16 protein-coding genes are annotated in these 23,764 nt (G+C 44.0%); 3 read left to right on the top strand and 13 right to left on the bottom strand.

The features are described from left to right. Positions 1–2 precede the first annotated feature (2 nt). From BN8899_RS15790 to BN8899_RS15780, 3 genes are all read right to left on the bottom strand, one after another. Complete coding sequence (locus BN8899_RS15790; RefSeq protein WP_231932397.1) at positions 3–3,338, bottom strand: SusC/RagA family TonB-linked outer membrane protein; 3,336 nt, start codon at positions 3,336–3,338, stop codon at positions 3–5. A 171-nt stretch (positions 3,339–3,509) separates the two neighbouring features. Continuing rightward, positions 3,510–4,667, bottom strand: coding sequence for a FecR family protein (locus BN8899_RS15785; protein WP_065220118.1), 1,158 nt, complete (start codon positions 4,665–4,667; stop codon positions 3,510–3,512). An 84-nt stretch (positions 4,668–4,751) separates the two neighbouring features. Further along, complete coding sequence (locus BN8899_RS15780; RefSeq protein WP_065220117.1) at positions 4,752–5,315, bottom strand: RNA polymerase sigma-70 factor; 564 nt, start codon at positions 5,313–5,315, stop codon at positions 4,752–4,754. Positions 5,316–5,634: 319 nt separating this feature from the next. Between BN8899_RS15780 and queC the strand changes: the two genes are divergently transcribed. From queC to BN8899_RS15765, 3 genes are read left to right on the top strand one after another with little or no spacing between them, the layout of a single operon-like run. Next, positions 5,635–6,312, top strand: a complete 678-nt coding sequence (gene queC, locus BN8899_RS15775; RefSeq protein ID WP_018336595.1) for a 7-cyano-7-deazaguanine synthase QueC — start codon at positions 5,635–5,637, stop codon at positions 6,310–6,312. Between the two features lie 39 nt (positions 6,313–6,351). After that, a complete protein-coding gene (locus BN8899_RS15770) occupies positions 6,352–6,891 on the top strand; it encodes a 6-pyruvoyl trahydropterin synthase family protein (RefSeq protein ID WP_065220116.1) in 540 nt (179 codons plus the stop codon). Continuing rightward, complete coding sequence (locus tag BN8899_RS15765) at positions 6,852–7,706, top strand: 7-carboxy-7-deazaguanine synthase QueE (RefSeq protein ID WP_231932396.1); 855 nt, start codon at positions 6,852–6,854, stop codon at positions 7,704–7,706. The genes BN8899_RS15770 and BN8899_RS15765 overlap by 40 nt, the downstream gene beginning before the upstream one ends. Before the next feature lie 271 nt (positions 7,707–7,977). Here the strand turns inward: BN8899_RS15765 and BN8899_RS15760 are convergent, their stop codons facing one another. The 10 genes from BN8899_RS15760 to BN8899_RS15715 form a co-directional block, all read right to left on the bottom strand. Continuing rightward, entirely contained in the window at positions 7,978–8,481 is a 504-nt protein-coding gene (locus BN8899_RS15760; protein ID WP_065220115.1) for a glycine cleavage system protein H, read from the bottom strand. 104 nt (positions 8,482–8,585) lie between these two features. Then, positions 8,586–9,998 (bottom strand): hypothetical protein, encoded by a 1,413-nt coding sequence (locus BN8899_RS15755; protein WP_065220114.1) that lies wholly within the window; start codon positions 9,996–9,998, stop codon positions 8,586–8,588. A gap of 30 nt (positions 9,999–10,028) precedes the next feature. Beyond that, positions 10,029–10,814, bottom strand: a complete 786-nt coding sequence (locus BN8899_RS15750) for a DUF4843 domain-containing protein (RefSeq protein ID WP_082987094.1) — start codon at positions 10,812–10,814, stop codon at positions 10,029–10,031. Positions 10,815–10,826: 12 nt separating this feature from the next. Continuing rightward, entirely contained in the window at positions 10,827–12,245 is a 1,419-nt protein-coding gene (locus BN8899_RS15745) for a RagB/SusD family nutrient uptake outer membrane protein (protein ID WP_065220112.1), read from the bottom strand. A gap of 11 nt (positions 12,246–12,256) precedes the next feature. Then, complete coding sequence (locus BN8899_RS15740; protein WP_065220111.1) at positions 12,257–15,313, bottom strand: SusC/RagA family TonB-linked outer membrane protein; 3,057 nt, start codon at positions 15,311–15,313, stop codon at positions 12,257–12,259. 485 nt (positions 15,314–15,798) lie between these two features. After that, positions 15,799–16,338 carry an RNA polymerase sigma factor gene (locus BN8899_RS15735; RefSeq protein WP_018336603.1) on the bottom strand — a complete coding sequence of 180 codons (540 nt, stop codon included), beginning with the start codon at positions 16,336–16,338 and terminating at the stop codon, positions 15,799–15,801. Between the two features lie 348 nt (positions 16,339–16,686). Continuing rightward, positions 16,687–18,111, bottom strand: coding sequence for a hypothetical protein (locus BN8899_RS15730; protein WP_065220110.1), 1,425 nt, complete (start codon positions 18,109–18,111; stop codon positions 16,687–16,689). A gap of 25 nt (positions 18,112–18,136) precedes the next feature. After that, a complete protein-coding gene (locus tag BN8899_RS15725) occupies positions 18,137–18,919 on the bottom strand; it encodes a DUF4843 domain-containing protein (RefSeq protein ID WP_065220109.1) in 783 nt (260 codons plus the stop codon). Positions 18,920–18,937: 18 nt separating this feature from the next. Then, positions 18,938–20,392 (bottom strand): RagB/SusD family nutrient uptake outer membrane protein, encoded by a 1,455-nt coding sequence (locus BN8899_RS15720; RefSeq protein WP_065220108.1) that lies wholly within the window; start codon positions 20,390–20,392, stop codon positions 18,938–18,940. A 22-nt stretch (positions 20,393–20,414) separates the two neighbouring features. Further along, positions 20,415–23,744, bottom strand: a complete 3,330-nt coding sequence (locus tag BN8899_RS15715) for a SusC/RagA family TonB-linked outer membrane protein (RefSeq protein ID WP_148375470.1) — start codon at positions 23,742–23,744, stop codon at positions 20,415–20,417. Between the last annotated feature and the right edge of the window lie 20 nt (positions 23,745–23,764).

Below are 23,764 nucleotides of genomic sequence, written 5' to 3'. Positions count from 1 at the left end.
TTTTAAAACATAACAGACAATGACATGCTATACTGCCGGGAAAATGGATAAGCGAGTCCTCTTTCCTGTTTGATTGTCGATAAATAGAACAATTCGCCGGTTCCTACCGTCACGTTGATGACAGATATACCGCATTGACGCATCCAAGCCCAATCCCTGAATTCGTACGTTAAATTCATGTTCTGGCACCAGAATGAAGTTTCGTCTTGCACGAAACGGGAGGAATAGTTCGATGTCGTTGTCACGTTCACCCCTTTGAAGAAGGTTTTGTCTCCTGGCTTTTGCCAACGGTCCTTGAACACGCGGTCGTCCACGTTGTAGCGTTTATCGGCATTCTCCACGCGATCGATCAAGGTCTGGTTGTAGAGTTGACCGCCCCACCGGTAACCGAATGACATGTTCAGCGAAAGGTCTTTGTAACGCACCATGGTGCTCAAGTTTCCCCTGTATTTGGGTTGGGAAATACCACATTTCACTCGGTCGTCCGGATTCCATAGTTTCGTGACCTCTCCATTCTTTTTCAAGTAAATTTCTTCTCCCGAACTGGGGTCTATACCCAAAGAGGGAACAGCGTAAATGGCGTCTTGAGAATCCCCTTCTCGCAATATTCGGTTGGGATTGGAGCCGCTTACTTTAGCCAATTTCTCGTTGGCAGCCTTCATCGCCTCGGACAATTTCGTGATTTTGTTTTTATTGTGAGCGATATTACCTGTGACGGACCACATCAATTTCCGCTCCGTGTCCCGCAACAACCATACGCTGGCTTTCATCTCAAAACCGGAGTTCTCGACCGACCCGATGTTCTCGGTGTAGCTGTCGAAACCGTTGGAATAGGGCAACTCCAAGGAAGACAACAAACTCGCCGTTTTTTCCAAGTAAACGTCCAAATCCAAGCTTACACGGCTGTTGAGGAATTCACCTTCAAACCCGGCATTATACTTGTCCACGGTTTGCCATTTCAAATTTTTGTTTCCTAATGCCATCTGGTAAGCTCCCATCCAAATGTTGTAGCGGTCGCCCACGTAGTAAGAGTACGTTTCCATGGCCTGGTAAGAACTGAATTGCTGGCTACCGGACACTCCGTATGAAGCTCTCAATTTCAATCGATTGATGTATTGATTGTTATTGAAGAAAGGTTCGTTGTGGATGTTCCATCCCAATCCGATGGAATAGAACGGTGCGAAACGTTTGGATGAACCGAATTGCGAGGAACCGTCCGTGCGGATATTGAAGTCCATGAAATAACGGTTGTCATACGAGTAGTTCACGTTCCCGACTAAACCTACCCGTCTGGATTTGGATTCGGAGCCGGAAGGTTTGCCGTCTTTTTCGTATTGAAGTCCCATGGAGATGAAGTCTATAGATTCGTCCGCAAAACCTTCTACCTTGAACGTGTACGAGCGTCCGATGGTTTCGCTCATCTCCGCATTAAGACCCGCGTATACCAAGTGTTTTCCCCCGAACAATTCCCTGTAATTCGCCGTGAAGCTCGCCTCGTACCGATAGTCCTTGCTTGTGCCATATTGGTAACTTCCTTTCCGGGCGATGTCTTTTCCCGTGTAAGAAACGAAACTAGAGTGCGTGGACGGTTTAAAATTATCCGATTCGTTCATCTGTCCGGAAATACCGACACGTCCCCGAAAGGTTAAAGACGGAACGGGTGTCCATTCGATAGAGAAGTTATTCGTGATGTTCGTGTAATTACTTTTATTGTATGTCTTCAATGTCGCATCATACAGCGGGTTGGCTACTCCTTTTTCGCCGTCTACGCCGGATGAGTTTGCCCAATATCCCCAGTTATACGGCGTGAAATAGCGACGCACATGGCCTTGCTCGTCATAAGGTTCCCAGTACGGGTTCAATTTCACGTAAGTGGAGAAATCACCATAAGGTGAACTTGCGGCTTTATTCAAACCGATGGACAGGCGGTTGCTGAATATCAAGTTTTGATGTTTGTAGGACAGATTAACCTCTCCGTTAAAATTCTCCCGCTTGGAATCTTTCATAACCCCTTCGGTCAAATTGTATTGTAAAGAGAGCGAATACCGGAAACTCATGTCTCCACCTTCTATTCTTAAATTATGGCGCTGTCCCACACCGGTGCGCAAGGGAATGGACAACCAATCGGTATCTACTCCTTTGGCCACTTGCTTGTACACGGCATTACGGTATTCTTGAAACTGAATCTCATAATCCGGTCCCAACGTCGTGGTATGATAATAACCAGACAGCTCTTCTATACGTAGTTTATCCCGGGAATTCAATACATGATAGTCACTTAAATCGGGGGTCTCGATATTCATTTCCCCTTTGTAGTAGAATTTCAATTTCCCAGCCTCGGGTTCTTTGGTCGTGATCACGATGACCCCGTTGGCCCCCCGTGAACCATAAAGAGCTGTTGCTGAACCATCTTTCAAAATCGTGATGGAGGCCACTTCATTGTCGTCCAAGTCCATCATGCGTTGCAACGTGGTTTCAAATCCATCCAATATGATTAACGGAGTGTTCAAATCCACGCTAGTATTGTCCTGCAATTCACTGATATTCGGCAAACTGGCCGCACCACGGATTTGTACTTCCGGCAAGCGGTTCGGGTCGGAACCGAATTCGTTATTGGCAATCAAATTAAATGCCGGATCGATGTTGGCCAGTGATGCGATTAGGTTACGTCCTTTGAAGTTTTTCAACTCTTGAGCTGTCACCACCCGTACGGCACCCGTGTAACTCTCCTTATTTTTCTTGAAAATACCCGTGACCACCACATCCTGCAAAGTTTCTGCCTGCTCCTGCAAAGTCACATTAATCGTATCTCGTCCCGTGTACTTCACCTCTTGAGTTTCCATCCCGATAAACGAAAATACCAGAACAATATCTTTCATGTCGGGAATCGTTAACTTGTAATTACCATCCACGTTTGTAGCTGTACCCAAAGAAGTACCCTTCAAAAGCACAGTCACCCCCGGCATCGGTTCTTTTTTCGTATCCACGACTTTTCCCACGATTGTGACCTCTTTCTTTTCATCTTTGACCAAGACTGCTGTCTGCTCGCAAATCACGATTATATCCCCCTCAAAACGATACGTCAATCCAGAATTTACAAGTACTCGTTGTAACACACATTCCACGGTTTCGTTCTCCGCTTTTATGGAAACACGCCCCATATTTCTTACCAACTCCGTGTTAAAAACGAAAGACAAAGCTGTCTGTTTCCGAATCTCCCCAAATAAATTTTTAATTGATACATTTTTTAAATCCAAATTCACTCTCTCTTGTTGGGCGTGCGTGTTGGCTACCATAGTAAAAGAAAAAGCGAACATCAATAGCACACATAGTTTCATAATTAACCATTTTTTTTGCCAACCATGTCGTAAACGACAAGTAAATAACCATTTTTTTTGCATAACTTTGTATTTGAAATTTATATTACGATAAAAGACGCTCGAAAATCTTTTATCGATTCATTTATGTGAAACCGGAAGTTGCTCGAATACCTTCCGGTTTTTCTTTAATTATTTTGAAATCCAAATGCTTCGTTCTTTTATGGAGAACGTTACACCAACAGCACCTCCTATCGCTTTTAAAATGTTATCAACCTGTTCATATCTTCTCATATGCCCGGTAAAATGCAACTTTTTCAATTCGGCATTCACATAGAACACCTCCACATCATACCACAACGATAATGTATTCATAATTTCCTCTAGACTTTGTTCTTCGAAAACAAAATACCCGTCTTTCCACGCCACGTAAGGAGTCGTGTCCACATTCTTCAATTCCACTTTCGCGCTCTCTTTATTATATATCGCTATCTGCGAAGGAGACATCTTGTATTCCTTTCCGCCATCGTTAATTGTAATCCCCACACTTCCTTCCACCAATACAGCCTGCACCTCTCCGACGTGTTGCGTGTTCACGTTAAAAGATGTCCCGTACACTCGAATTCTCACGTCGTCCACGATCACGTAAAAAGGACGGGCAATCTCCTTTTTCACTTCAAAATACGCCTCACCCGACACATACACCTCTCGTTTTTCCTTATCAAAACGTACCGGATACTTCAAAGTCGTGGCAGAATTCAAATGTACAACCGAGCCATCCGACAAAGTAACATTAAACTCTCCCCCGCGAGGAGTCTTTAAAGTATTATACCGCATCGTTTCCCTTCCGTCATCTATTTTTGAATAATCTATTCCTTTGGGCGTCGTTTTGACATTCATACCCTGATCTACCACAATATCTAAAACAGAATCTTTTTGCAAGAAAACAGACTTTCCATCTGACAAAATCAATGTCGCCTTTGTTTTCCCGGGAACAACATTTGCCTCCACCGAAACAATCTCTTTCTCATATTGCTTGTTCATGAATATAGCCAAAGCAATACCCAAAGGCAACACAAACATCGCCGCATATTTCAACCACACGTACCATCCACGGGATCTTATTCCAACACGCTTCCCAAAACGTTTGAAGGCAACATCACTATTTACACTCTTACAAGCCTTGTACTTATTACCAAGGTTCTGTCGTTCATTCACTTTATCAAATAAAGCTTTATGTCTCGATGATACATCAATCCATTCCCGCAACTCCAATCTCTCCTCCTCGGTTATCATTCCCGACAAATAAAGATACATCAAACGAACAATTTTAAACTTACGATCATCCATATCTTATCATTTTATACTTAAAACAACAAGATATGAAAAAAGAGGTACAAAATATTTTATTTTTTACAGGGGAAAATAATAAATTCAAATTATTCCCATGGAAAGCAACAAAAAATACACGTCACCCAAATGTTTCCGTATAAACTGCATTGCCCGCTTCTTCTGGGTTTTAACGGTCAATATCGATAATTTCAAAAGAGTAGCAATCTCTTCGTTCCCTTTACCCTCCAAATGCAACAAAAATATATTCCGACACTTCTCCGGCAACTTATCTATCGTATCGAATAATAAACGATACAATTCCTCTTCCATGATTTTCAAATCTACATCATCTTCTGTTTCCTTTTCATTTCCTAAAGATGCAAGATATATCTCCTCCACATTCTTATGTTTCAAGTAATTCAAACTTGCATTCCGCACCGAGTTATAAAGGAAACTTCGAAAAGCGTTATAAGTCAGAAAACGCATACTTTTTTCCCACAGGGAAACAAATACATCCTCCACGATATCTTCCGCCACATCTTGCTGCCCCACGTAATTCACAGAAAATTGTACCAATACTCCATAAAACTCTCGGAACAATTCCTTGAAAGCCTCCACCTCCTTAGCATTCAGTTGTTGCAAAAATCTATCTTTTTTATCTTGCATGCATATAAATATTTACAATCATACACTTACACTACTTCCTTTCATAATATCCTTCACAAAATTAGACTTTTTTGTCAACAATTCAAATAAAAAAAAAACACAACTTCCCGATTCTTAATCGCATACATACAATCCCAACATATTTACCAGCAGCCGATCGCATGTGGATCAGAAACTCATGGAGCGAAACAAGAAGGTGCCTTGCTAAACAAGGGACAGATAGAATTTCTTTTGAAGAATTTCTCTCTTCCGCCCCATCTGAATTGTTCAATGTCTGAAATATATTTACCTTTGCCGTATAAATTGACAGGAGAAAACCATGAAAAAAGCACTTGTTTTACTATCCGGGGGATTGGACTCATCGACAGCGTTGTACGTTGCCAAAGAGCAGGGATTTGATGAATTGTACGCCATTACTTTCGAGTACGGGCAAAAACACGATAAGGAGATAGAGGCATCTAAAGCTGTGGCAAAAGCAGCCGGGGTTAAGGAACACAAATTTGTGCAACTGATGTTAAACCAATGGGACGGCTGTTCCCTCACCGACGAGAATATGGATATTGACGACGGGGACATCAACCGCACCACCATCCCGGCGACCTACGTCCCGGCACGCAACATGGTATTTCTCTCCGTGGCAGCATCCTACGCCGACGCCCTGGATATAGCGGATATTTTTATTGGGGTCAGCGAAGTGGATTACTCCGGGTACGTCGATTGCCGGGAAGAATTTATTCGTTCCATGGAACAGACCATCAACCTGGGAACCGTCCTCGGTGCCGAGAAAAAACAAAAGATCACCCTCCACGCCCCATTCATGCATATGACCAAAGCCGACGAAGTTCGCTGGGGCACTCGCCTCGGGGTTGATTACAGTCTCACGTGGACTTGTTACCGGGGAGGCGAAAAACCGTGCGGCAAATGTGACAGCTGCCTTCTCCGAGCCAAAGCATTCGAGGAAGCCGGACTACAAGACCCGCTTACAATTGAAAATTGAAAATTGAAAATGCAAAATTAAAAAATCTAAAATTAACACATGCTTATCAGGAAGTTATTCAAATTCGAGGGGGCGCATATCGTACGTAACTGCTCATCACACCGTTGCCGGGAGAATATACACGGGCATTCGTATATCGTGGAAGTATTTATCACCTCCGATAAGTTAGACAAGGGCTATATGGTAATGGACTTTGTGCTGCTCGATAAAGTGAAAGAACTCGTGGACAGTTTCGACCACACTTACTCGCTGTGGCGGGAAGAACCGGAAGAACTGAAATCCTTCGTGTACAAATACAACCGCCGGGTGGCTGAGATTCCCGTTTCCCCTTCTGCCGAGGGATACGCCCTGCTCCTGCTCTACCTGATCGACAAGATTCTCCACGACACGGAACACAAGAACGGGGAAGGCAACGTGCAACTCGCTTCCGTGCGGGTACACGAAACAGCTACCGGGTACGCCGAGGCATTCCGGGAAGATTTACGACTGGTTGATTTCGACACTCACGATATCCGTTTTTCCAAGGCAATCCAAGAAGAATGGAAAAGCGACGAATGGTGGAAACAGTTGACAAGATGAAACTACATCTGGCTAAAGACGGCATTTTCCCCATCACGAAAGATAAGGAGGGCAAACTGTTGAAAGAATTGCCAGCCTCGGGTTTACACGTCCCCGGCACCATTCAAGGCGAGGGAAAATTAAACGGCATCCCGTCCCTATTTGTCCGGTTGGCTGGCTGCAATCTCCATTGCACGTGGAGGACGTTATCCGGAGGCATATGCGAATGTGACACGGCTTATGCAGCCTATCACGTAAAAGACGGATTCACGCTCGACACGGAAGAAATCGTGCAAATTATCCGCCATAACCGGGGAAATATCAATCATATCGTGGTTACGGGAGGCGAGCCTTTCCTGCAAGCGGAAATCGTGGCAGAATTATGCCGTCGGCTAAAATCCGTGGCACCGTTCCACATCACCGTGGAAACCAACGCCACGATTTACGACGAGGCGTGCGCCCGGGAACTCGATTTTTTCAGTATGTCGCCCAAGCTGTCGGGTTCCGTTCCTCCCCCTCCCCACGCCGAACAACACGACCGCATCCGCCTGAACCGGGAAGCCATTCAATCGTTTATCACCCATGCACGGGAACACGGGAAGGATTTTCAACTCAAATTCGTTTACTCCGGCGAGTCCGACATCACGGAAATCAAACAACTACTCTCCCGTTTACAGGATTGGAAACAGGAAGACATTCTACTTATGCCCATGGGAGCCACTCCAAAAGAATTACAACTCACCATCCCGAAAACCTTGGAACATTGCATTCAGAACGGTTGGCGCTACTGCGATCGTCTGCACATCGCCCTTTTCGGAAATAAACAAGGAGTATGAACAAGTTCCCATTGAGTATACGCTAACCCAAAGTAATCCCATCCTAATACAACCTCTCGGCACTTACAAAGCAGATATAACACACTTACACCCCCGTTCGCTACTGGTGGTGTAAGTGTGTTATATCTGCTTTATAAGTAGGTTAAAGTTGTATTACACTGAATTTACCCTGTGATATCCCCGAGAACACCCGATGAAACTATACACCACACCCCTGAAAAAGCTGTTGTATGCTGCTTTTTCAAAGGTGTGGTTATGTCGGAAAAATATTTTACTCTATAAAACGGGCGTATTCCTGGTCATCCATCAATGTACCTATCTGATCTCTTTTCAACTCACATTTATACACCCAAACTTGTTTCGGGGTCATTTGCGAAGGATTCTCGATCATAGGATTAATACCAACCACTTTACCCTGACAGGGAGCATGCAATTCTGAAACGCCATCCAATCCTTCAATTTCAGCCAATAACTCTCCCTTCATAAAAGTTTCTCCCACGGCTTTTACCGGAGAAATAAAAGTGATACCATTACCTAACGCAGCCACTGCACTATAAGAAATACCAACCTGTATAAACCCACTTCCATTTTTTAACCAATGGTGGTCTTTCGTGTAACGATTGCCACTTTGAGCAAGTTGAGTATAATAAGGCAAATCCTTAGCCTGGGCTGGAAGTGAGGGCACTTCTTTTCTGTTGGTGTCGATCTCGTTTGTTCCGGTAGAAACAATAATAGTCAGAAGCAATATCTGAACAAGTAATAAAATTCTTTTCATGCACCCTTGATTTTAATTCATAATTAAGTAAACTGCATTTACACATGCGTAGCAAAGTTAAGAATTGTATTTAATTTTCAACCTTTATCACCAAAATATTTTCTTTATACTCTCTTTTTATAAATTACACGTATTGGTTTATCTGCCACGTGACGATAAGTGGAAACCAAATTCCGATTTTGGGCATCATAGACATAAAGACTTCCTTTCAAGGTATTTGCTGAATTCTTCTCGTGCAAACCAACATACAATAACTTTTCTTCCGGATTCATTGACAAGGTGGTGATTTCCATTCCTTCCGGCACAACAATATAAGGTTCTGTCGGCAATTTTTGATCCACTTTCCAGCAATATATAGCATTGCCATAAGTATAGTATATACACTTAGACTCACTACATCCCACGCAAATCGATTCCCGGTCTATTCGAATCGCTTCTGTTGATGTATAAAACTGCAAAACAGTCGGGTTGGGGAATGTAACTGGCGTCGATGCTAAATACACCTGTAAAGGCGAGTTCTTCATGGTACTCACGACATACAAATTAGTACCGATAAAACAAACGGCATGAATATCAAAAGGAGCAAATTTCCCTGCCGACTCATAAAGCCCGCCGCTTGCGGGAGAATACAGGACAGAATTCCTATAATTCACGAAGACAGGTTTATTCCCGCAACAAGAAGCATTCACCTCTACATCTTCAAAATAACTGGTCAACACCAATTCGTCCTGCACGCAATCATACACATAAGCCCTTTTGTCATCTGACAGTATATACATATTGTTATGGGCGGATATTCCGGCAAACTTTCGAAAAGAAGAAGTCGGGTAAGTTCCTTGAAAAGAAGTCATTCCCTCCACGTCAAACGTGCGGGCATCCATGTTGTATATCCTGCCCGTGCTACCGGAAGCGACCAACAATCTGCTTTCCACTTGTACCATATCGGTCACATCCTCCATTTCTATCCCGGGATTAATCACCCCCATTATATCAGTGCGAAACGAAGGTTCCACTCCAGCACTCAGGTCCTCTTTCGTGAGTGTCTTCATAAAAGACAGCCTTCCTTTCCCTGCTTCATCACGGCTCAAAATCGTAATCCCCTCGGAAAACTCAGTATCGATTTGCAGGACGAAATACTTGAAACGTATCGACTCCCCGTTCTCCACTTTCAAACTTAAACCGTATTTCCCTAATTCCCGAAACGTGTACCGGAGTTGAGGGTCATGAGAAATAACACGCAAGGAATCCCTTATCGGATAACCAGCAATTTCATCTCCGTTCATATTCAGGCTACCATACCCCCACTTGTAAGTCAAGGGTAGCTCTTCGCCAGACTGCTCCACCTGCAAATGATCGATCACGAACTCTTCCCCGAAATAAGCCGTCAACGTGTCATGCGCTGCCGTGATCGTGATTTCCGACAACTCTTTATCGCCGACAGAAGTATGGTCGTCCAAACAAGCATTCAACCCGAATAATAATAAAAGCAAAATTCCTATATAACTTCCCGTTTTCATACTCATTTATCTATTCATAAAATCCATTCCCTAACGAATAAAACGATCAGGATCAACCATGGAAAAACCCTCATACGTGTTTGCCGGATCGCTATAGAATTCGTACGCAGGCTTCAACACGTATTTTATCCATATGATATTACCCGGTTGTTGGAAGAATCCAGCAGGTGCTTTCTCAAGATATTTCCCGTATTCCTTCACGGTTTCAGCATAAAACACGGGTTTCAATTCTTCCAATTCCCAATAATATTCCAAAATTTTCCGGTATAGTTTATGATTATTATTGGCATACACTCCAAAATAATTTGCAGGCCACCATGCTGGGGCTACCAAAATTCCATCAACCACCGACAAACGATAATGTTCATTCTCCATCGCTGTAAAACGATCATTTTCTTTGAATCTCAAATAAATCATCACAGGACAGCTCATGATGTCCTCTATTCGTTTCAAATGAAGAACTAAGGTTCCTTCCACTTTTCCCTTCGGAAATACAAGTTTTTCTATTTCAAAATGCTTCCCCAGTACCGCCGTGGTCGAATCAGAAACAACCTCAATTTCACATTCCAAATCCTCCTCAGCTGGCATTCCGATAAACCTTATCGGAATATCGTATTGGTACTCCGCTTCCTCCAATGCGGCAAAGCTAAACTCTATTGTATCCGGAACTATACCTGAATTGTATTTGTTCACATCCTTAAAGAAATAGATACTTCTCTTCTGCTCCGGCTTGTAAACGATCGCATCATTGCTACAAGCCCACACCCAAAACAAAATCAACAGATTCAACCAAATGATATATTTGTTTTTCATCATCGTTCACTTTAATTAATCATCACGAGATTCAAACTCATCAGCTGGAATCGGTAAGGTATATATCTTATCGCTTCCCGTAACTATGGTATTTCTCTCGTGTACAAAAATATCCTTGTTCTTTCGTTTCAAACAATACCACCATATCCCTTCTCCGTAAAATTCTTTACGCCATTCATTCATTATATCGTCTATTGTTATTTCCCGTTCAAACTCTCCATTGGCAAATTTCTCTAATCCTCGGGATGTTACCACGGAATCAAGATAAACTCTCGCTTCATCAGCATTTCCCTCTTCCAACAAAGACTCCGCCATAATGTAGTACATCTCCGGAATCCGAATCATACTAAATCCCAAATAACCACCTCCCGTGTAAGAAGAAACATCATTATTCTCATCCATAATCTTTATACACACATCCTTAGGCTGTCCATTATATTCTTTCGTTGTAAACCATTCTTTTTTACGAATATCCTCTTTCAGGTATATATCATCCCATTTTGCAGGAAGTCCTAATCGATTTAACACCAATTGAGCGTCATACAAGTATGAACTAATTTTCGTTGTGTAAAGTCCCCATATTGTTTCCGACAAAGAAACCCGTCTTTTCATAAAAGTTCCTAATGCATTCTTATCAACAAAGGTAAACTTACCGGAACGAATCACTTTATCAGCATATAACTTAGCATTTTTCAAATCACCTTTCATCCAATATACCCGAGCCAACATAGCTTGGGCTGCATAGTAATTAAAATGCAATTCCCTCGCACCCGTAAAACCTTTCTCATTTCCTTTCCTAACGGCAGGCATTAAAGATTCATCTTCAATTAAACAAGCTTCCGCTTCTTTTAAATCTGCAATAATCTTATCATAAACTTCTTCAACAGAAAAAAAAGGAGTAACTTTAAAAGTATATTTCGTCACATAAGGAATTGCCTTTTTCTTCGCATTCTCGTCTGTCGAACCTATATGCACCGCAAACAAACGAAGAATATCAAAATGAACCGCAGCCCTTAATCCTAATGCCTCTCCCCTGTACAATTTATAATAGGGAAAATCTTTTTCACTTTTGTGTTCCAAGTTATCAATAATATTATTCAAATAACTAATTACCGAATAACTTGATTGCCAAAGAGGTTTTACGGAACTTCGAGCAAATGTTCCACTGAGATCAAGTCTTGATAAATAACTCAAATAATATTCAATCGTAGTAAAATTCTGCGCCAGAATCTCCGGTATCAGCACCGACATCTTCCCTCCATACATATCCTCTTTCACCATAGACATATACACGCCGTACAAAGCATCTTCCACTCCTTCTGCCGTGTTGAACATATCATCATTCACTACCTCCGAATCGGGATTTATATCCAGAAAGTTCTCGCAACCGGAGAACAGAATTGACACGCACAATAGTAACAATATTTTTCTCATATCCACCTCATTTAAAAGGTTGTTTTCAAAGTCAAATTAAATCCGCGTTGGAACGGGTATTCCGTTCCGCGTTCCAGCTTTACCGATGAAATCCGGGCTATGTCCGACATCCCGAATCCAACGTTCAATCTTTGCAATCCCAACTTCTTCAACCACTTTGCCCGCCACTCGTAACTCAACATGATACTCGTGATTTCCAACAAATTATCTCGTTCCACGAAACGTTCGGAATACCGGTTATCATCCGTCACTTCTTCCGGAATTCCGAGGAAACGTACCAAATCGCCCGGTTCCTTCCACCGTTCCGTGAAAGCCCGGCGATCCACGTTATTGTGAGGATCGATATACTCCACCTTATTCGCCAACGTCGTGTTGTAAATATCCCCGCCAAAACGGTATGCCGCCGACACGTTCAGAGAGAATCCCTTGTATTCCAAACTTGTAAAAATACTCCCCTCCAATTTTGGATTCGTATTCCCGACCTCCACCCGTTCGTCCGCATTGTAATCAAAGGTGTAATGCCCGTTTTTCTTGATATACACCTCTTGCCCGGTAGCAGGATCGATTCCCGCCGAACGCATAGCATATATCCCGAACTGAGAACCGCCCTCCACGAACATCGGCTGAGGTTTCACTCCATAATAAGCAGCCAGATTCTGTGCCCGCAAGGCATCCGAGATTTTTGTCAACTTATCAATCACGTGCGAACCGTTCACCATAACCATCCACAACAAATTATTCTTTTTCAACACCTCGACCAACACCGAAAACTCGTAACCGGAATTTTGCAATCTTCCCATATTCACCTGCACGTCGGACACGCCCACGGACGAGGGCAACGAAAGCGGCATCAAAGCATCCTCCGTCTTCTCGACGTAATAACTTGCCGACACATTCACCCGCTCATTCCATAACACCGCCGTCAATCCCCAGTTATACTTGTTGGTAATCTGCCACTTCATGTCCGGGTTACCCATCGTGATCGGCACAGCCCCGATACCGCCGTAATGGAGCAAATCGTTATCGTACAGGTATGTCGTCATAGCTTGATAAGGCGAAAAGGTCACGTTTGCCGTGGAACCCACACTAAACCGCAAACGTAGCACGTTCAACCAATCAAAATTCATAAAACTTTCCTCGTGCAGATTCCATCCGATACCCGCCGACCATACCGGGGCAAAGCGATGCTTGCTCCCGAACTTGGAAGAACCGGACGATTTGTACGAACCGTTTACAAAATAGCGTCCCAGCAGGTCGAAACTACCGTTCACGAAGAATCCCACCTCCGCCGATTCCTTCTCTCCACCCAACGGACGGGTCGTGGCGTACTGCGCGGCGAACTTCAGATCGCTCATCTTATCCTTCATAAATCCTTCCGCCTTCAATTGCGAAGTGGACGATTTATCCTTCCCGATATCCGTTCCCGCACTCAGGGAGAATACCGTCGTCCCCGCCTCGCTCAAAACCACACGGTAATTCAACGCCAGCTTGGCACTCCAATCCGTGCTCTCGCCGTTCGTTTCCGTGTAAGTACCTTTCTTGTTATCAAGTACTTCATCCTCAAAACGAGAATTCTCCGGCGAAACGTACACTTTATTCCGGCTATCCCGTTGGCTCACGCTAAGATCGCCCGAAACGAACAAAGATTTGAAAACATCCCACCGCACGGACAAATAATTCGTGATATTCTTGCCCCGTTTTTTCGAGAAACTGGAAAGCGAAGCATTATACAACGGGTTCTGTTGTTTATTTCCCTTGCCCCCGACAGCGTAAAACTCGTAGTTTCGGATGTATTTGCCGTTCTCGTCATACACCGGGTTGTAGGGATTCATCAAAGCATATTGCACAAAACTCCCGTAAGGGCTATTCTTGCTGTCGGTCAGCGAATAGGTAAAACGATAGGTGATCAACAACTTCTGTTGCAAGCGATAGCCTAACGAGAAGCTGATCCCGTAATTCTTCCGGTAGTCGCCTTTCATCACCCCGTAGACATCCGTGAAACGACCAGAAGCCCAGTACTCGATGTTGCCGCCCCGCCCGGTCAGCGAAACGGCATGCCCATGAGTGAAAGCGTTACGCAACGGCTTGGACGCCCAATCCGTATCTACTCCCCTCCGAACATTTTCCAACTTGTAAGCATAAGAGGGATAAAGACTTCCATCTGCCTTGTCATACAGTCCCGCCAGACGTTCCAGCTCCAATTTCTGCTCCGCATTGCAGAGGTGCAAGGAGTTCAAATCGGGAAAATTAAAGATCGGGGTAAAACTGTAATTGAATCTCGTCTTGCTTCCCTTCACCCGGGTACGCTCGATCAGGATCACCCCGTTTGCAGCCTTCTCCCCGTAAAGCACGGCAGCGGAGGCATCTTTCAGCACATCCACCCGTTCCACGTCGTGAATATCCAAATCGTACAATTCCTCTATCGTGATTTTCACACCATCCAGCATGACCAAAGGAGCGTTCACTCCCGACTGGTCGTTTAGCATCAACGAACTGGCACCCCGTATCAGAATCTCGGGTACGGCGTTCGGGTTGGACCCCTGCTCGTTATTCTCGACAATCCGCAAGCCCGGAACCAGGGTCGCCAAGGCTTGTATGATATTATTGGGGGACACCTTCAGCAAGTCCTCCCCTCGCAAAGTGGTGATCTCTCCGGTAAAAGCATTCTTCGGCAGAGTGTAATATGCGGTCACGATCACATCATCCAATTCCTTTGTATCTTCGGTCATCACGACCGTAAGCAACCGGTTCGCAGGAACCCGCAGTTCCCGTGTTTTCATTCCCACGTGCTTGAACACGAGCACGACAGCTTCTTTATCCGGTATTTCCAATTTGAATTTTCCCTCCTTATCGGTGACGCATCCCCAAGAAGTCCCTTTCACGACTACCGACACACCCGGCAACGGTTCGCCATCCTCTCCCTTCACCTCACCCAAAACTATAATCTTATCCGGGCGTGTACTCCCGAAGCCCGGCAAGTGGAAAAGGCACACGCAACAAGTGATTAAAAGTACCGGATAAAAAGTCCGAAATAACTTCTCAAACTTTATCACAAAGTTTACTATCATTTGTTATTTTATTAATTCTTACCTGCGATACCATGATTTCACTATCATCCATATCTTCCGACACGACATTTAAGGCATGACACATACCTATAAAATCATCTTACATGCGTACAAATAATAATGACAATCACCATATCTTCCAATCTATCAACATCAAAAGACACACGCTATCATGTAACTAAATAATACCATCACTCTTTGATATTCCTGTTTTACTCCATTTAATCCAATTTTAGATTAAATGTCTTTTTTGCTTAATATTTCTATCCAGCAAATATATTTTAAAACAAGGAAAACAAAAGTAATAGAATAATTAAAAACCATCAATTCTCTACTGAAAATATTTTGGTCACTTGCTAGATCAGGAAATGAGGAAGCTGGAAGTTGCAATTTTTCAAACAACAGGCAGGTAAAAATACTTTATCAGGGGAAAAATCAGGAGAATAGACATTTATCGTAATTTGTCATCCTGACGTGACAAAATACTAAAAGAAACATCGCAGGCACCACTGATAAGGTCCCATGTTCTTGCGAAGCTGTTTCAAAGCCTCGCCTTTCTTATTTTTGATCGTTTGCTCGGAAAGTTCCAGTTCCTCGGAGATCTCCTTGGTAGAGTATCCTTCCAGGCTCATAGCCATGATATTACGATAGTCCCCGGATAACTTGGCAATCTCCGCCCAAATGATCCGCTTGACCTCGTTTTCAATGATTTCATTCTCGATGTTGCAAATCGACGTTTGTTGCAACAACGCTTTATTCTTTATATTCAAGTGCCGTAACTCGTTCAGACAAGCATTCCGGACGCAAGTGTACAAGAACCCGACAATCGTCTGCAAGGAAGTAAATTGCTTCCGCTTCTCCCACGTCTTAATAAAACTCTCGTGTACGACATCCACGCAGGAGTCCTCTTCATGCAAGAAACGGCTTGCATAAACTCCTAATGTAGCAAAATATTGATCGTACAAGATCTCCAATGCCCTCTCGTCACCTTTCACAAAACCATCATACAACTCTTTCTGTTCCATCAATCACCATATTTACAACACGTTAAAATTCTCTAAGGCACGAATTATTTCTCTATCGTAGTATTGCTTTTTATATCAATAAACGTTCGTATATTGATATTCAAATATAATAAAATTCTCGCTCTTTTTCAAATACAGCGAGAGATATTTAATAGTTTACTATCAATATTTTAACGTTTTTTATTGGCTTTCATTATTTTCTTTTTAATGCACGCTTTTAACGAAGGTTTATTGATTTAGATTCCAGCCGCCTATCCCTCTCGTCTTCTCCCTTAAATAAAGGGAAAAATCTTATATTCACGTCAGCCTCGTGCGGCTGGAATCCAAAATAATCAATTCAAAACTACTTTACACACGTTCTTTATAAATCACCTGTACCGGTTCATCTGCCACGTATTCATGCGACTCAACCAATCGGCTATTTTGCGTATCATAAATATAAAGACTCCCTTTCAACTCTTTCGGGCTACCTTGCTCGTACACACCCACGTAAAGATTAGCGTGCGTCGGATCCAAAGAGATTGATGTAATCTTGACTCCTGCCGGGAAAGTGATCACGGGAGTTGTCGGTAACTCGTCATAAGGTTTGTACCTGTAAATAGCATTATTGTAAGTATAATAAATACAATCATGCGTTTTCACCCCGACCAACATGGAATTTCTATCCATACATATCGTTCCCGTTGCCGTATATTCTTTCTTGTTTGCTGCAGTCGGCTTTGCAAAACTACTTGAAGTCGTGCGACCGATATACACTTTCGTCGGGTCATCTTTTTGTGTTGCAAAGATATACAGATACGTACCGATAAAACAAGATTGAATAACGTTCAGATCCGTGTAATTACTTCCGCTCGAAACGATGTATTTCGAAGTACTGGATATATAAAACTCTGATTTGTCATAATTCACGAACACGGGTTTATTATAAGGAACTCCCGCATCCACATGCAAATCTGCAAAAGCATCCAGAATCAACAATTCATCCAGAATCGTTTCATAAACGTAAGCCCTTCCATCGGCAGAATACAGTTGCATGTTATCCTGGCTTGATATAGCGATGAATTGTTGCAGGCTGGCATTCGGGAATCTTGAAGCAAACGAACTTGCCATCTCAATGCTGAAACTCCGGGAATCCATGTTATAAATCCTCGCATCACTACCGGAAGTCACCATCAAACGCCCGTCATGCTGTATCATGTCGGTCACATCCTTCAACTCCATATCCGGATTACAAACTTCCATGATATTGGTTTGGAAGAACGGTTCTTTCCCGGCACTGATTTCCTCTCTCGTCAGCGTCTTCATGAAAGACAAACGTCCTTGCCCATTATTATCTTTACTCAATATGGTTATTCCTTCCGAGAACTCGGTATCGATTTGTAACACGAAATATTTGAATTGAGTTGTTTCACCGTTATCGACTTTCAACCTCAACCCGAAAGTACCCAGTTTCCGGAAAGCATATTTCAACTCGGGATCAGTAGACACCACGTGAAGCGTATCCTTGATCGGGTAAGGCTTTAAAGCACCTCCTGATATATCCAATTCCCCGTAAGCCCATTCGTAAGTCAATGGTAATTCCTCTCCCGACTGTTCCACTTTCAAATGATTCACAACCAACTCATCCCCGAAAGAAGTGGTAAGTGTATCATGGGCCGCCGAGATAAAAATCTGAGATACATCCTTTCTCCCCGCAGTAGTATCATCGTCATAACAGGAATATATTCCCGTAATGAAGCAGAATAATAAGATGATATATGATTTTGTTTTCATAACTTATTCATTATTAATTTCTTTATTACCGAATAAACCTATCCGGATTCACCATGGCAAATCCCTCGTAAGTATTCGCGGGATCGCTATAGAAATCGTAAGCAGGTTTGAACACGTAATTGATCCATATAATATTTCCCGCTCTTTGATAGAAACCAGCAGGTGCATTCTCCAGATATAGCCCGTATTCTTCAACTGCATCCGCATAAAAAATAGGCTTCAGTTCCTCCAATTGCCAGAAATATTCCAACATCTTCCGGTACAACCTGTCATTATTCTGAGCATAGACACCCAGGTAATTGGTAGCCCACCATTGTGGTGCCGGCAAAGCCCCATCCACGATAGACATACGGAAATAATTATTGGCAATCGGTTTAAAATCATCGTTCTCTTTAAACTTCAGATAAAGATACACGGGATTATCCATGATATCATCGGTACGTTCCAGCACAAGGGACAATTCTCCCTCTACCTCGTTCTTGGGTATTACCAATTTTCCGAATTTAAAGTGCTTGTCCAATACAGCTGTTGATGAATCGGCAACCGCTTCCACTTCATAAGTACAATCTACCCCCATGGGCATCCCAATCACTTTCACTGGGATTTTGTACTCGATTTCCGTTTCATTATACAGGGCAAAACTGAAAAATACCGTGTCACTCGCCGTTTTTTCAACCGCATTCAACTTATCCCATGTGAAGTAAATAGACCTTTTCTGTCCCGTATCATAGTACACGGCATCGTTACTACACGCCCACATTCCCGTGACTAAGAATATTCCGATATATATTAAATATTTGTTTTTCATAACGATTCACTTTTATGGTTATTCATTGGGTCGATAATCCTCTTCCTCCGTGGGTAAAGGCAACGCGTATATCTTATCGCTGCCGGGTATCGACGCCGAAGAGTTCGCTATTTTTACTGAGCTATTCAACCGCTTCAGGCAGAACCACCATTGCCCTTCCCCGAACAATTCTTTCCTTCTTTCCGCCATAATATCGTCCAACGTGATTTCCACGGCTGGTATCCGATCGGCGAATTTTACCATTCCCCGGGCACTCACCACGGTATCCAAATACCACCTTGCTCCGGAAGCATCTCCCTCATCCAACAAAGCCTCTGCCATGATATAGTACATTTCAGGGATTCTTATCATACTGGTTCCCAAGTAAGCACCGCCGCTATAACTTGTTGTCAGGGAAGTCGTGTCGCTCATGCGTCCCATCATCTTCACGCATATATCCCGGGAAACACCATTCTTTTCATGAGTCCCGAACCAACCCGTTCTACGATAATCGCTTCCCGGAGCAGGACCCGCATCTTTGTAAATATCCGCAAAATCACCACGTATATCTCCTAATCCCGACCGATTGATATGCTGCGTGTACCAATCGGAATACACTTCCGCATTATACAATCCCCATATCGTTTCGTCCAAAGAAATGGTTTTCTGCATAAAAGAACCTATCGTCGTGAGGTTAGTAAACCGGAATTTGTTGGAACGGATCACCTTGTCAGCATACGTTTTGGCTTTTGCCAAATCGCCTTTCATCCAGTACACTCGTGCCAACATTGCCTGCGCGGCGTAGAGGTTAAAATGCAATACCCGAGCCCCGGTAAATCCTTTCTCGTTCCCCACCCGGTGAGCCGGCATATAGGTATCGTCTTCTGCCAAATAGGTTTCAGCCCTTTCCAGTTCGGCAATAATCTTCGTGTAAGCATCCGCCACGGAAGACCAGGGGGTCACTTTGAAATCATATTCGGTCACGTAGGGAATAGCCTTTGCTTTCGCCGCCTCGTTGGTAGAGGTGATATGCACGGCAAAGAAGCGTAAAAGGTCGAAATGGATGGCAGCCCTCAACCCGAGTGCCTCGCCCATATACAGGTTGTAATTGCGGAAATCCTTCTCGCTTTTTCCTTCCAGATTCTCGATGATATTATTCAAGTAACTGATCGCCAGATACCCGGTCTTCCACATATTCTTGTACATATTGCGGGTTTCGCTCCGGTCATATTCCAGACGCCCGAGATAAGGCAAATACGAGTAAGTGGAAACGAAATTCTGTCCCAGAATCTCCGGTATCATGTTCGACATCAACCGCCCGTACATATCCTTCGTTACCATGGTCATGTACACGCCATAGAGAGCATCTTCAACCCCGTCAGCCGAGTTGAACATATCGTCATTCACCACTTCCGAATCCGGGTTCACATCCAGGAAACTGTCGCAGCTGAAGAAGGAAAACGATATACACAGTAGAATTATTATCTTTTTCATACTCTTTTCAATTTACAGTTTACTAAAAAGTCGGTCTGAACGTGATATTGAAACTCCTCTCGAAAGGATAGGAAGTTCCCCGTTCCAGTTTCATGGAAGAGAAACGAGCGATGTCGCTCATCCCAAAACCTACATTCAAACGCTTGACACCAAGCTTCTTCAACCATTCCGGCTTAAACTCGTAAGTGATTGAAATATTCTTAATCTCGAACACATTGTCACGTTCCACGAAACGCTCCGAGTAACGTTGCGCATCACTCCTGCTTTCCGGGATTCCCAGGAAACGTTTCAAATCGCCCGGTTCTTTCCAACGATCGGTAAAAGCCCGCCGATCCACGTTCTCCCACGGGTTGATATTTTCCACCTTGTCGGCAAGCGTGCTATTGTAAGCATCTCCCCCGAACTTGTACGACGTCGAGATATTCAGAGTGAACCCCTTGTAAGTCAAACTAGAGAAAAGACTACCTTCAAGAATAGGATTCGAGTTTCCCACTTCCACCCGCTCGTCCGTGTCGTAGTCCAACGTGTACTGACCGTCCTTCTTTATAAAAACTTCCTTTCCCGAAGCCGGGTCGATACCGGCGGTACGCATGGCGTAAATACCAAACTGCGATCCGCCCTCCACGAATCGTAACGACGGGCGGGCTCCCAGCGACTGGGTCACCTCGTAAGCCTTCAGAGCCGTCGACACGTTCGTCAATTTATCCATCGTGTGGGAACCGTTCACGGTAACCATCCAGTACAAATCCTTTTGCCTGATAATCTGTCCCGACACGGAAAATTCGTACCCCGAATTTTCCAGTTTACCCATGTTCACCTGTACTTGCGACACCCCCACCGACCAAGGCAAAGAGATCGGCATCAAGGCATCTTTCGTCTTATTCTTGTAGTAACTGGCGTCAACATTTACCCGCTCGTTAAATAAAGTGGCACTCAACCCCCAGTTATATTTCATCGTGATCTGCCAATTCAATTTCGGGTTTCCCATCGTGATAGGCACGGCACCGATACCCGCATAATGAATCAAATCAGTCTTATACTCGTAAGTCGTCATTGCCTGATAGGGCGAGAAAGTCACGTTCGCCGTGGAGCCCACGCTGAAACGTAAACGTAGCATATTCAACCAACTGATATTACTCATAAAATCCTCCTTATCCACGTTCCAACCGATACCAGTAGACCATACCGGGGCGAAACGATGGTCGCTACCGAATTTGGAGGAACCTGCCGATTTGTAAGAACCATTCAGAAAATAACGTCCCAACAGCTCGAAACTACCATTCACGAAGAAACCGACTTCCGTGGACTTCTTATCCCCCCCCGACGGGCGGGTCGTAGCATACTGGGAAGCAAACTTAATATCCGTCATTCCGTCTTTCAGGAATCCTTCCGCTTTCGTCGTGATTGAGGAGGAATTATTGATACCGATGTCTGCTCCGGCGTTCAGGGAGAGCACCGTGTTTTTGTCTTTATTCAAGGGCAAACGGTAGTTCAACACGAACTTTCCATTCCATGTCGTACCCTCGTTATTCGTGAAAGAATAGCTTCCCTTCTTGTTCAGGGTGGAACTCTCGAACGAAGAATGATCCGGTGACACGTACGCCTTACTCCAGGATTCCGACATCTTCACGTTCATATCGCCCGTGATGAAAAAAGACTTCATGATGTCCCAGCGCATACTCAGGTAATTGGAAAACGATTTGCTCCGTCCCTTGTTAAAACTGGACAAAGTTGCGTTGTACAGGGGGTTTCCCTGATTTTTGGAATCCGATGAACCACCGGACAGGGGATCAAAATAATACACTTTAATATATTCCCCGTCCTCGTCATATATCGGGTTGTAAGGATTTAACTTCGTGTAGGTCGAGAAATCCCCGTAAGGACTCGCTTTGCTATCCGTCATCGAGAAAGCAAAACGATACGTGAAAGTCAGCTTATCGCTCAAATGGTAAGCGAAGGAAAAATTCAAACCATACCGTCTACGGTTATCCCCTTTCATCACACCGTAAGAATCACCGAAACTCCCGTTCGCCTTGTACTCGATCCCGTTACCCCTTCCGGACAAGTTCACCGAATGGTTGTGGGAAAAAGCCCAACGCAGCGGTTTAGAAGGCCAATCCGTGAAAACGCCTTTGCGCACGTTGTCCAATTTACTATAATAAGCCGGATCGAGGCTGCCATCCACCTTATCGTACAAACCGGCAAGGCGTTCCAGTTCCAACTTTTGTTCCGCATTACACAGCCGCAAGGAAGTCAAGTCGGGATAACTGAAATTAGGCGTGAAATTGTAACTGAACCGGGGTTTCGTTCCGGTCACCCGGGTACGCTCCACGAGAATCACGCCGTTGGAGGCTTTCTCCCCGTACAGTACAGCCGCAGAAGCGTCTTTCAACACGTCGATCCGCTCGATATCGTGAATATCCAAGTCATACAATTCCTCTATCGTGATCTCCACCCCGTCGAGCATAATCAAAGGGGTATTCACGTCCGCCTGATTTTCCGTCATGATAGAATTGGCTCCCCGGATCAGAATCTCGGGAATGGCATTCGGGTTCGACCCTTGCTCGTTATTCTCCACGATTCTCAACCCCGGCGTCAATGCCGCCAAAGCCTGAATCACGTTCGTCGAGGACACTTTCAACAAATCCTCGCCTTTCACCGTCGTGATTTCACCGGTGTACGCGTTCTTCGACTGCGTGTAATACCCCGTGACGATCACGTCTTCCAGCACTTTGGTATCCTCCTTCATCACCACTTTCAACTCCTGCGACTTGGTAATCGTGAAATTCTGGCTCAACATACCGATAAAATTCACGATCAACACCATATCTTTCTGCACGGGAATCTCCAACTTGAATTTACCGTCCATATCGGTAGCCACACCCACGCTTGTCCCCTTCAACAAAACAGTGGCTCCTGCCAGCGGAGTCCCTTCCTCGTCCGTCACCACACCCGTGATCGTGATCTTTTCCACCGCCTTGGTTTCCTGGCGTTTCTTGATCACCACCACGTCATTGACAAACGAGTATGTGTAAGGAGTATCCTTCAAGCAATAATCAAGGATATCTCGAACGGTAGCGTTCTTGAACTCTCTCGTGATTAAAGGAATATCCTTAATTTCCTCGTGGTTATAGACAAAATCCAACGAGGTTTCCTTCTTCAACGTATTCAGCACCTGCAACATCGTGGCTTTCTCGAATTTCAGGTTCAAAGGTGTCTTCTCATCGTATCTCTGTGCTAGCGAATCAGAGAAACCGGATAAACTGAATAGAAGAATGCAACAGAGCGACAAGCAAATCTTAGGCATTCGCCGAAGCCCGTTACTAGATTTCAAAGACAGATTCATTTTCATATTCAACTTGTTTAGGTTGT

The sequence above is a fragment of the Butyricimonas sp. Marseille-P2440 genome (genome assembly GCF_900091675.1).
GTDB lineage: Bacteria > Bacteroidota > Bacteroidia > Bacteroidales > Marinifilaceae > Butyricimonas > Butyricimonas synergistica.
Note: the sequence above shows the minus strand (reverse complement) of the source record. Positions and strands in the feature narration are given on the sequence as shown.

What these genes read in the sequence shown, in the direction of transcription:
- BN8899_RS15790 (WP_231932397.1), bottom strand. Translation starts at nt 3,338, where the DNA reads ATGAAACTATGTGTGCTATTGATGTTCGCTTTTTCTTTTACTATGGTA.
- BN8899_RS15785 (WP_065220118.1), bottom strand. Translation starts at nt 4,667, where the DNA reads ATGGATGATCGTAAGTTTAAAATTGTTCGTTTGATGTATCTTTATTTG.
- BN8899_RS15780 (WP_065220117.1), bottom strand. Translation starts at nt 5,315, where the DNA reads ATGCAAGATAAAAAAGATAGATTTTTGCAACAACTGAATGCTAAGGAG.
- queC (WP_018336595.1), top strand. Translation starts at nt 5,635, where the DNA reads ATGAAAAAAGCACTTGTTTTACTATCCGGGGGATTGGACTCATCGACA.
- BN8899_RS15770 (WP_065220116.1), top strand. Translation starts at nt 6,352, where the DNA reads ATGCTTATCAGGAAGTTATTCAAATTCGAGGGGGCGCATATCGTACGT.
- BN8899_RS15765 (WP_231932396.1), top strand. Translation starts at nt 6,852, where the DNA reads ATGGAAAAGCGACGAATGGTGGAAACAGTTGACAAGATGAAACTACAT.
- BN8899_RS15760 (WP_065220115.1), bottom strand. Translation starts at nt 8,481, where the DNA reads ATGAAAAGAATTTTATTACTTGTTCAGATATTGCTTCTGACTATTATT.
- BN8899_RS15755 (WP_065220114.1), bottom strand. Translation starts at nt 9,998, where the DNA reads ATGAAAACGGGAAGTTATATAGGAATTTTGCTTTTATTATTATTCGGG.
- BN8899_RS15750 (WP_082987094.1), bottom strand. Translation starts at nt 10,814, where the DNA reads ATGATGAAAAACAAATATATCATTTGGTTGAATCTGTTGATTTTGTTT.
- BN8899_RS15745 (WP_065220112.1), bottom strand. Translation starts at nt 12,245, where the DNA reads ATGAGAAAAATATTGTTACTATTGTGCGTGTCAATTCTGTTCTCCGGT.
- BN8899_RS15740 (WP_065220111.1), bottom strand. Translation starts at nt 15,313, where the DNA reads ATGATAGTAAACTTTGTGATAAAGTTTGAGAAGTTATTTCGGACTTTT.
- BN8899_RS15735 (WP_018336603.1), bottom strand. Translation starts at nt 16,338, where the DNA reads ATGGAACAGAAAGAGTTGTATGATGGTTTTGTGAAAGGTGACGAGAGG.
- BN8899_RS15730 (WP_065220110.1), bottom strand. Translation starts at nt 18,111, where the DNA reads ATGAAAACAAAATCATATATCATCTTATTATTCTGCTTCATTACGGGA.
- BN8899_RS15725 (WP_065220109.1), bottom strand. Translation starts at nt 18,919, where the DNA reads ATGAAAAACAAATATTTAATATATATCGGAATATTCTTAGTCACGGGA.
- BN8899_RS15720 (WP_065220108.1), bottom strand. Translation starts at nt 20,392, where the DNA reads ATGAAAAAGATAATAATTCTACTGTGTATATCGTTTTCCTTCTTCAGC.
- BN8899_RS15715 (WP_148375470.1), bottom strand. Translation starts at nt 23,744, where the DNA reads ATGAAAATGAATCTGTCTTTGAAATCTAGTAACGGGCTTCGGCGAATG.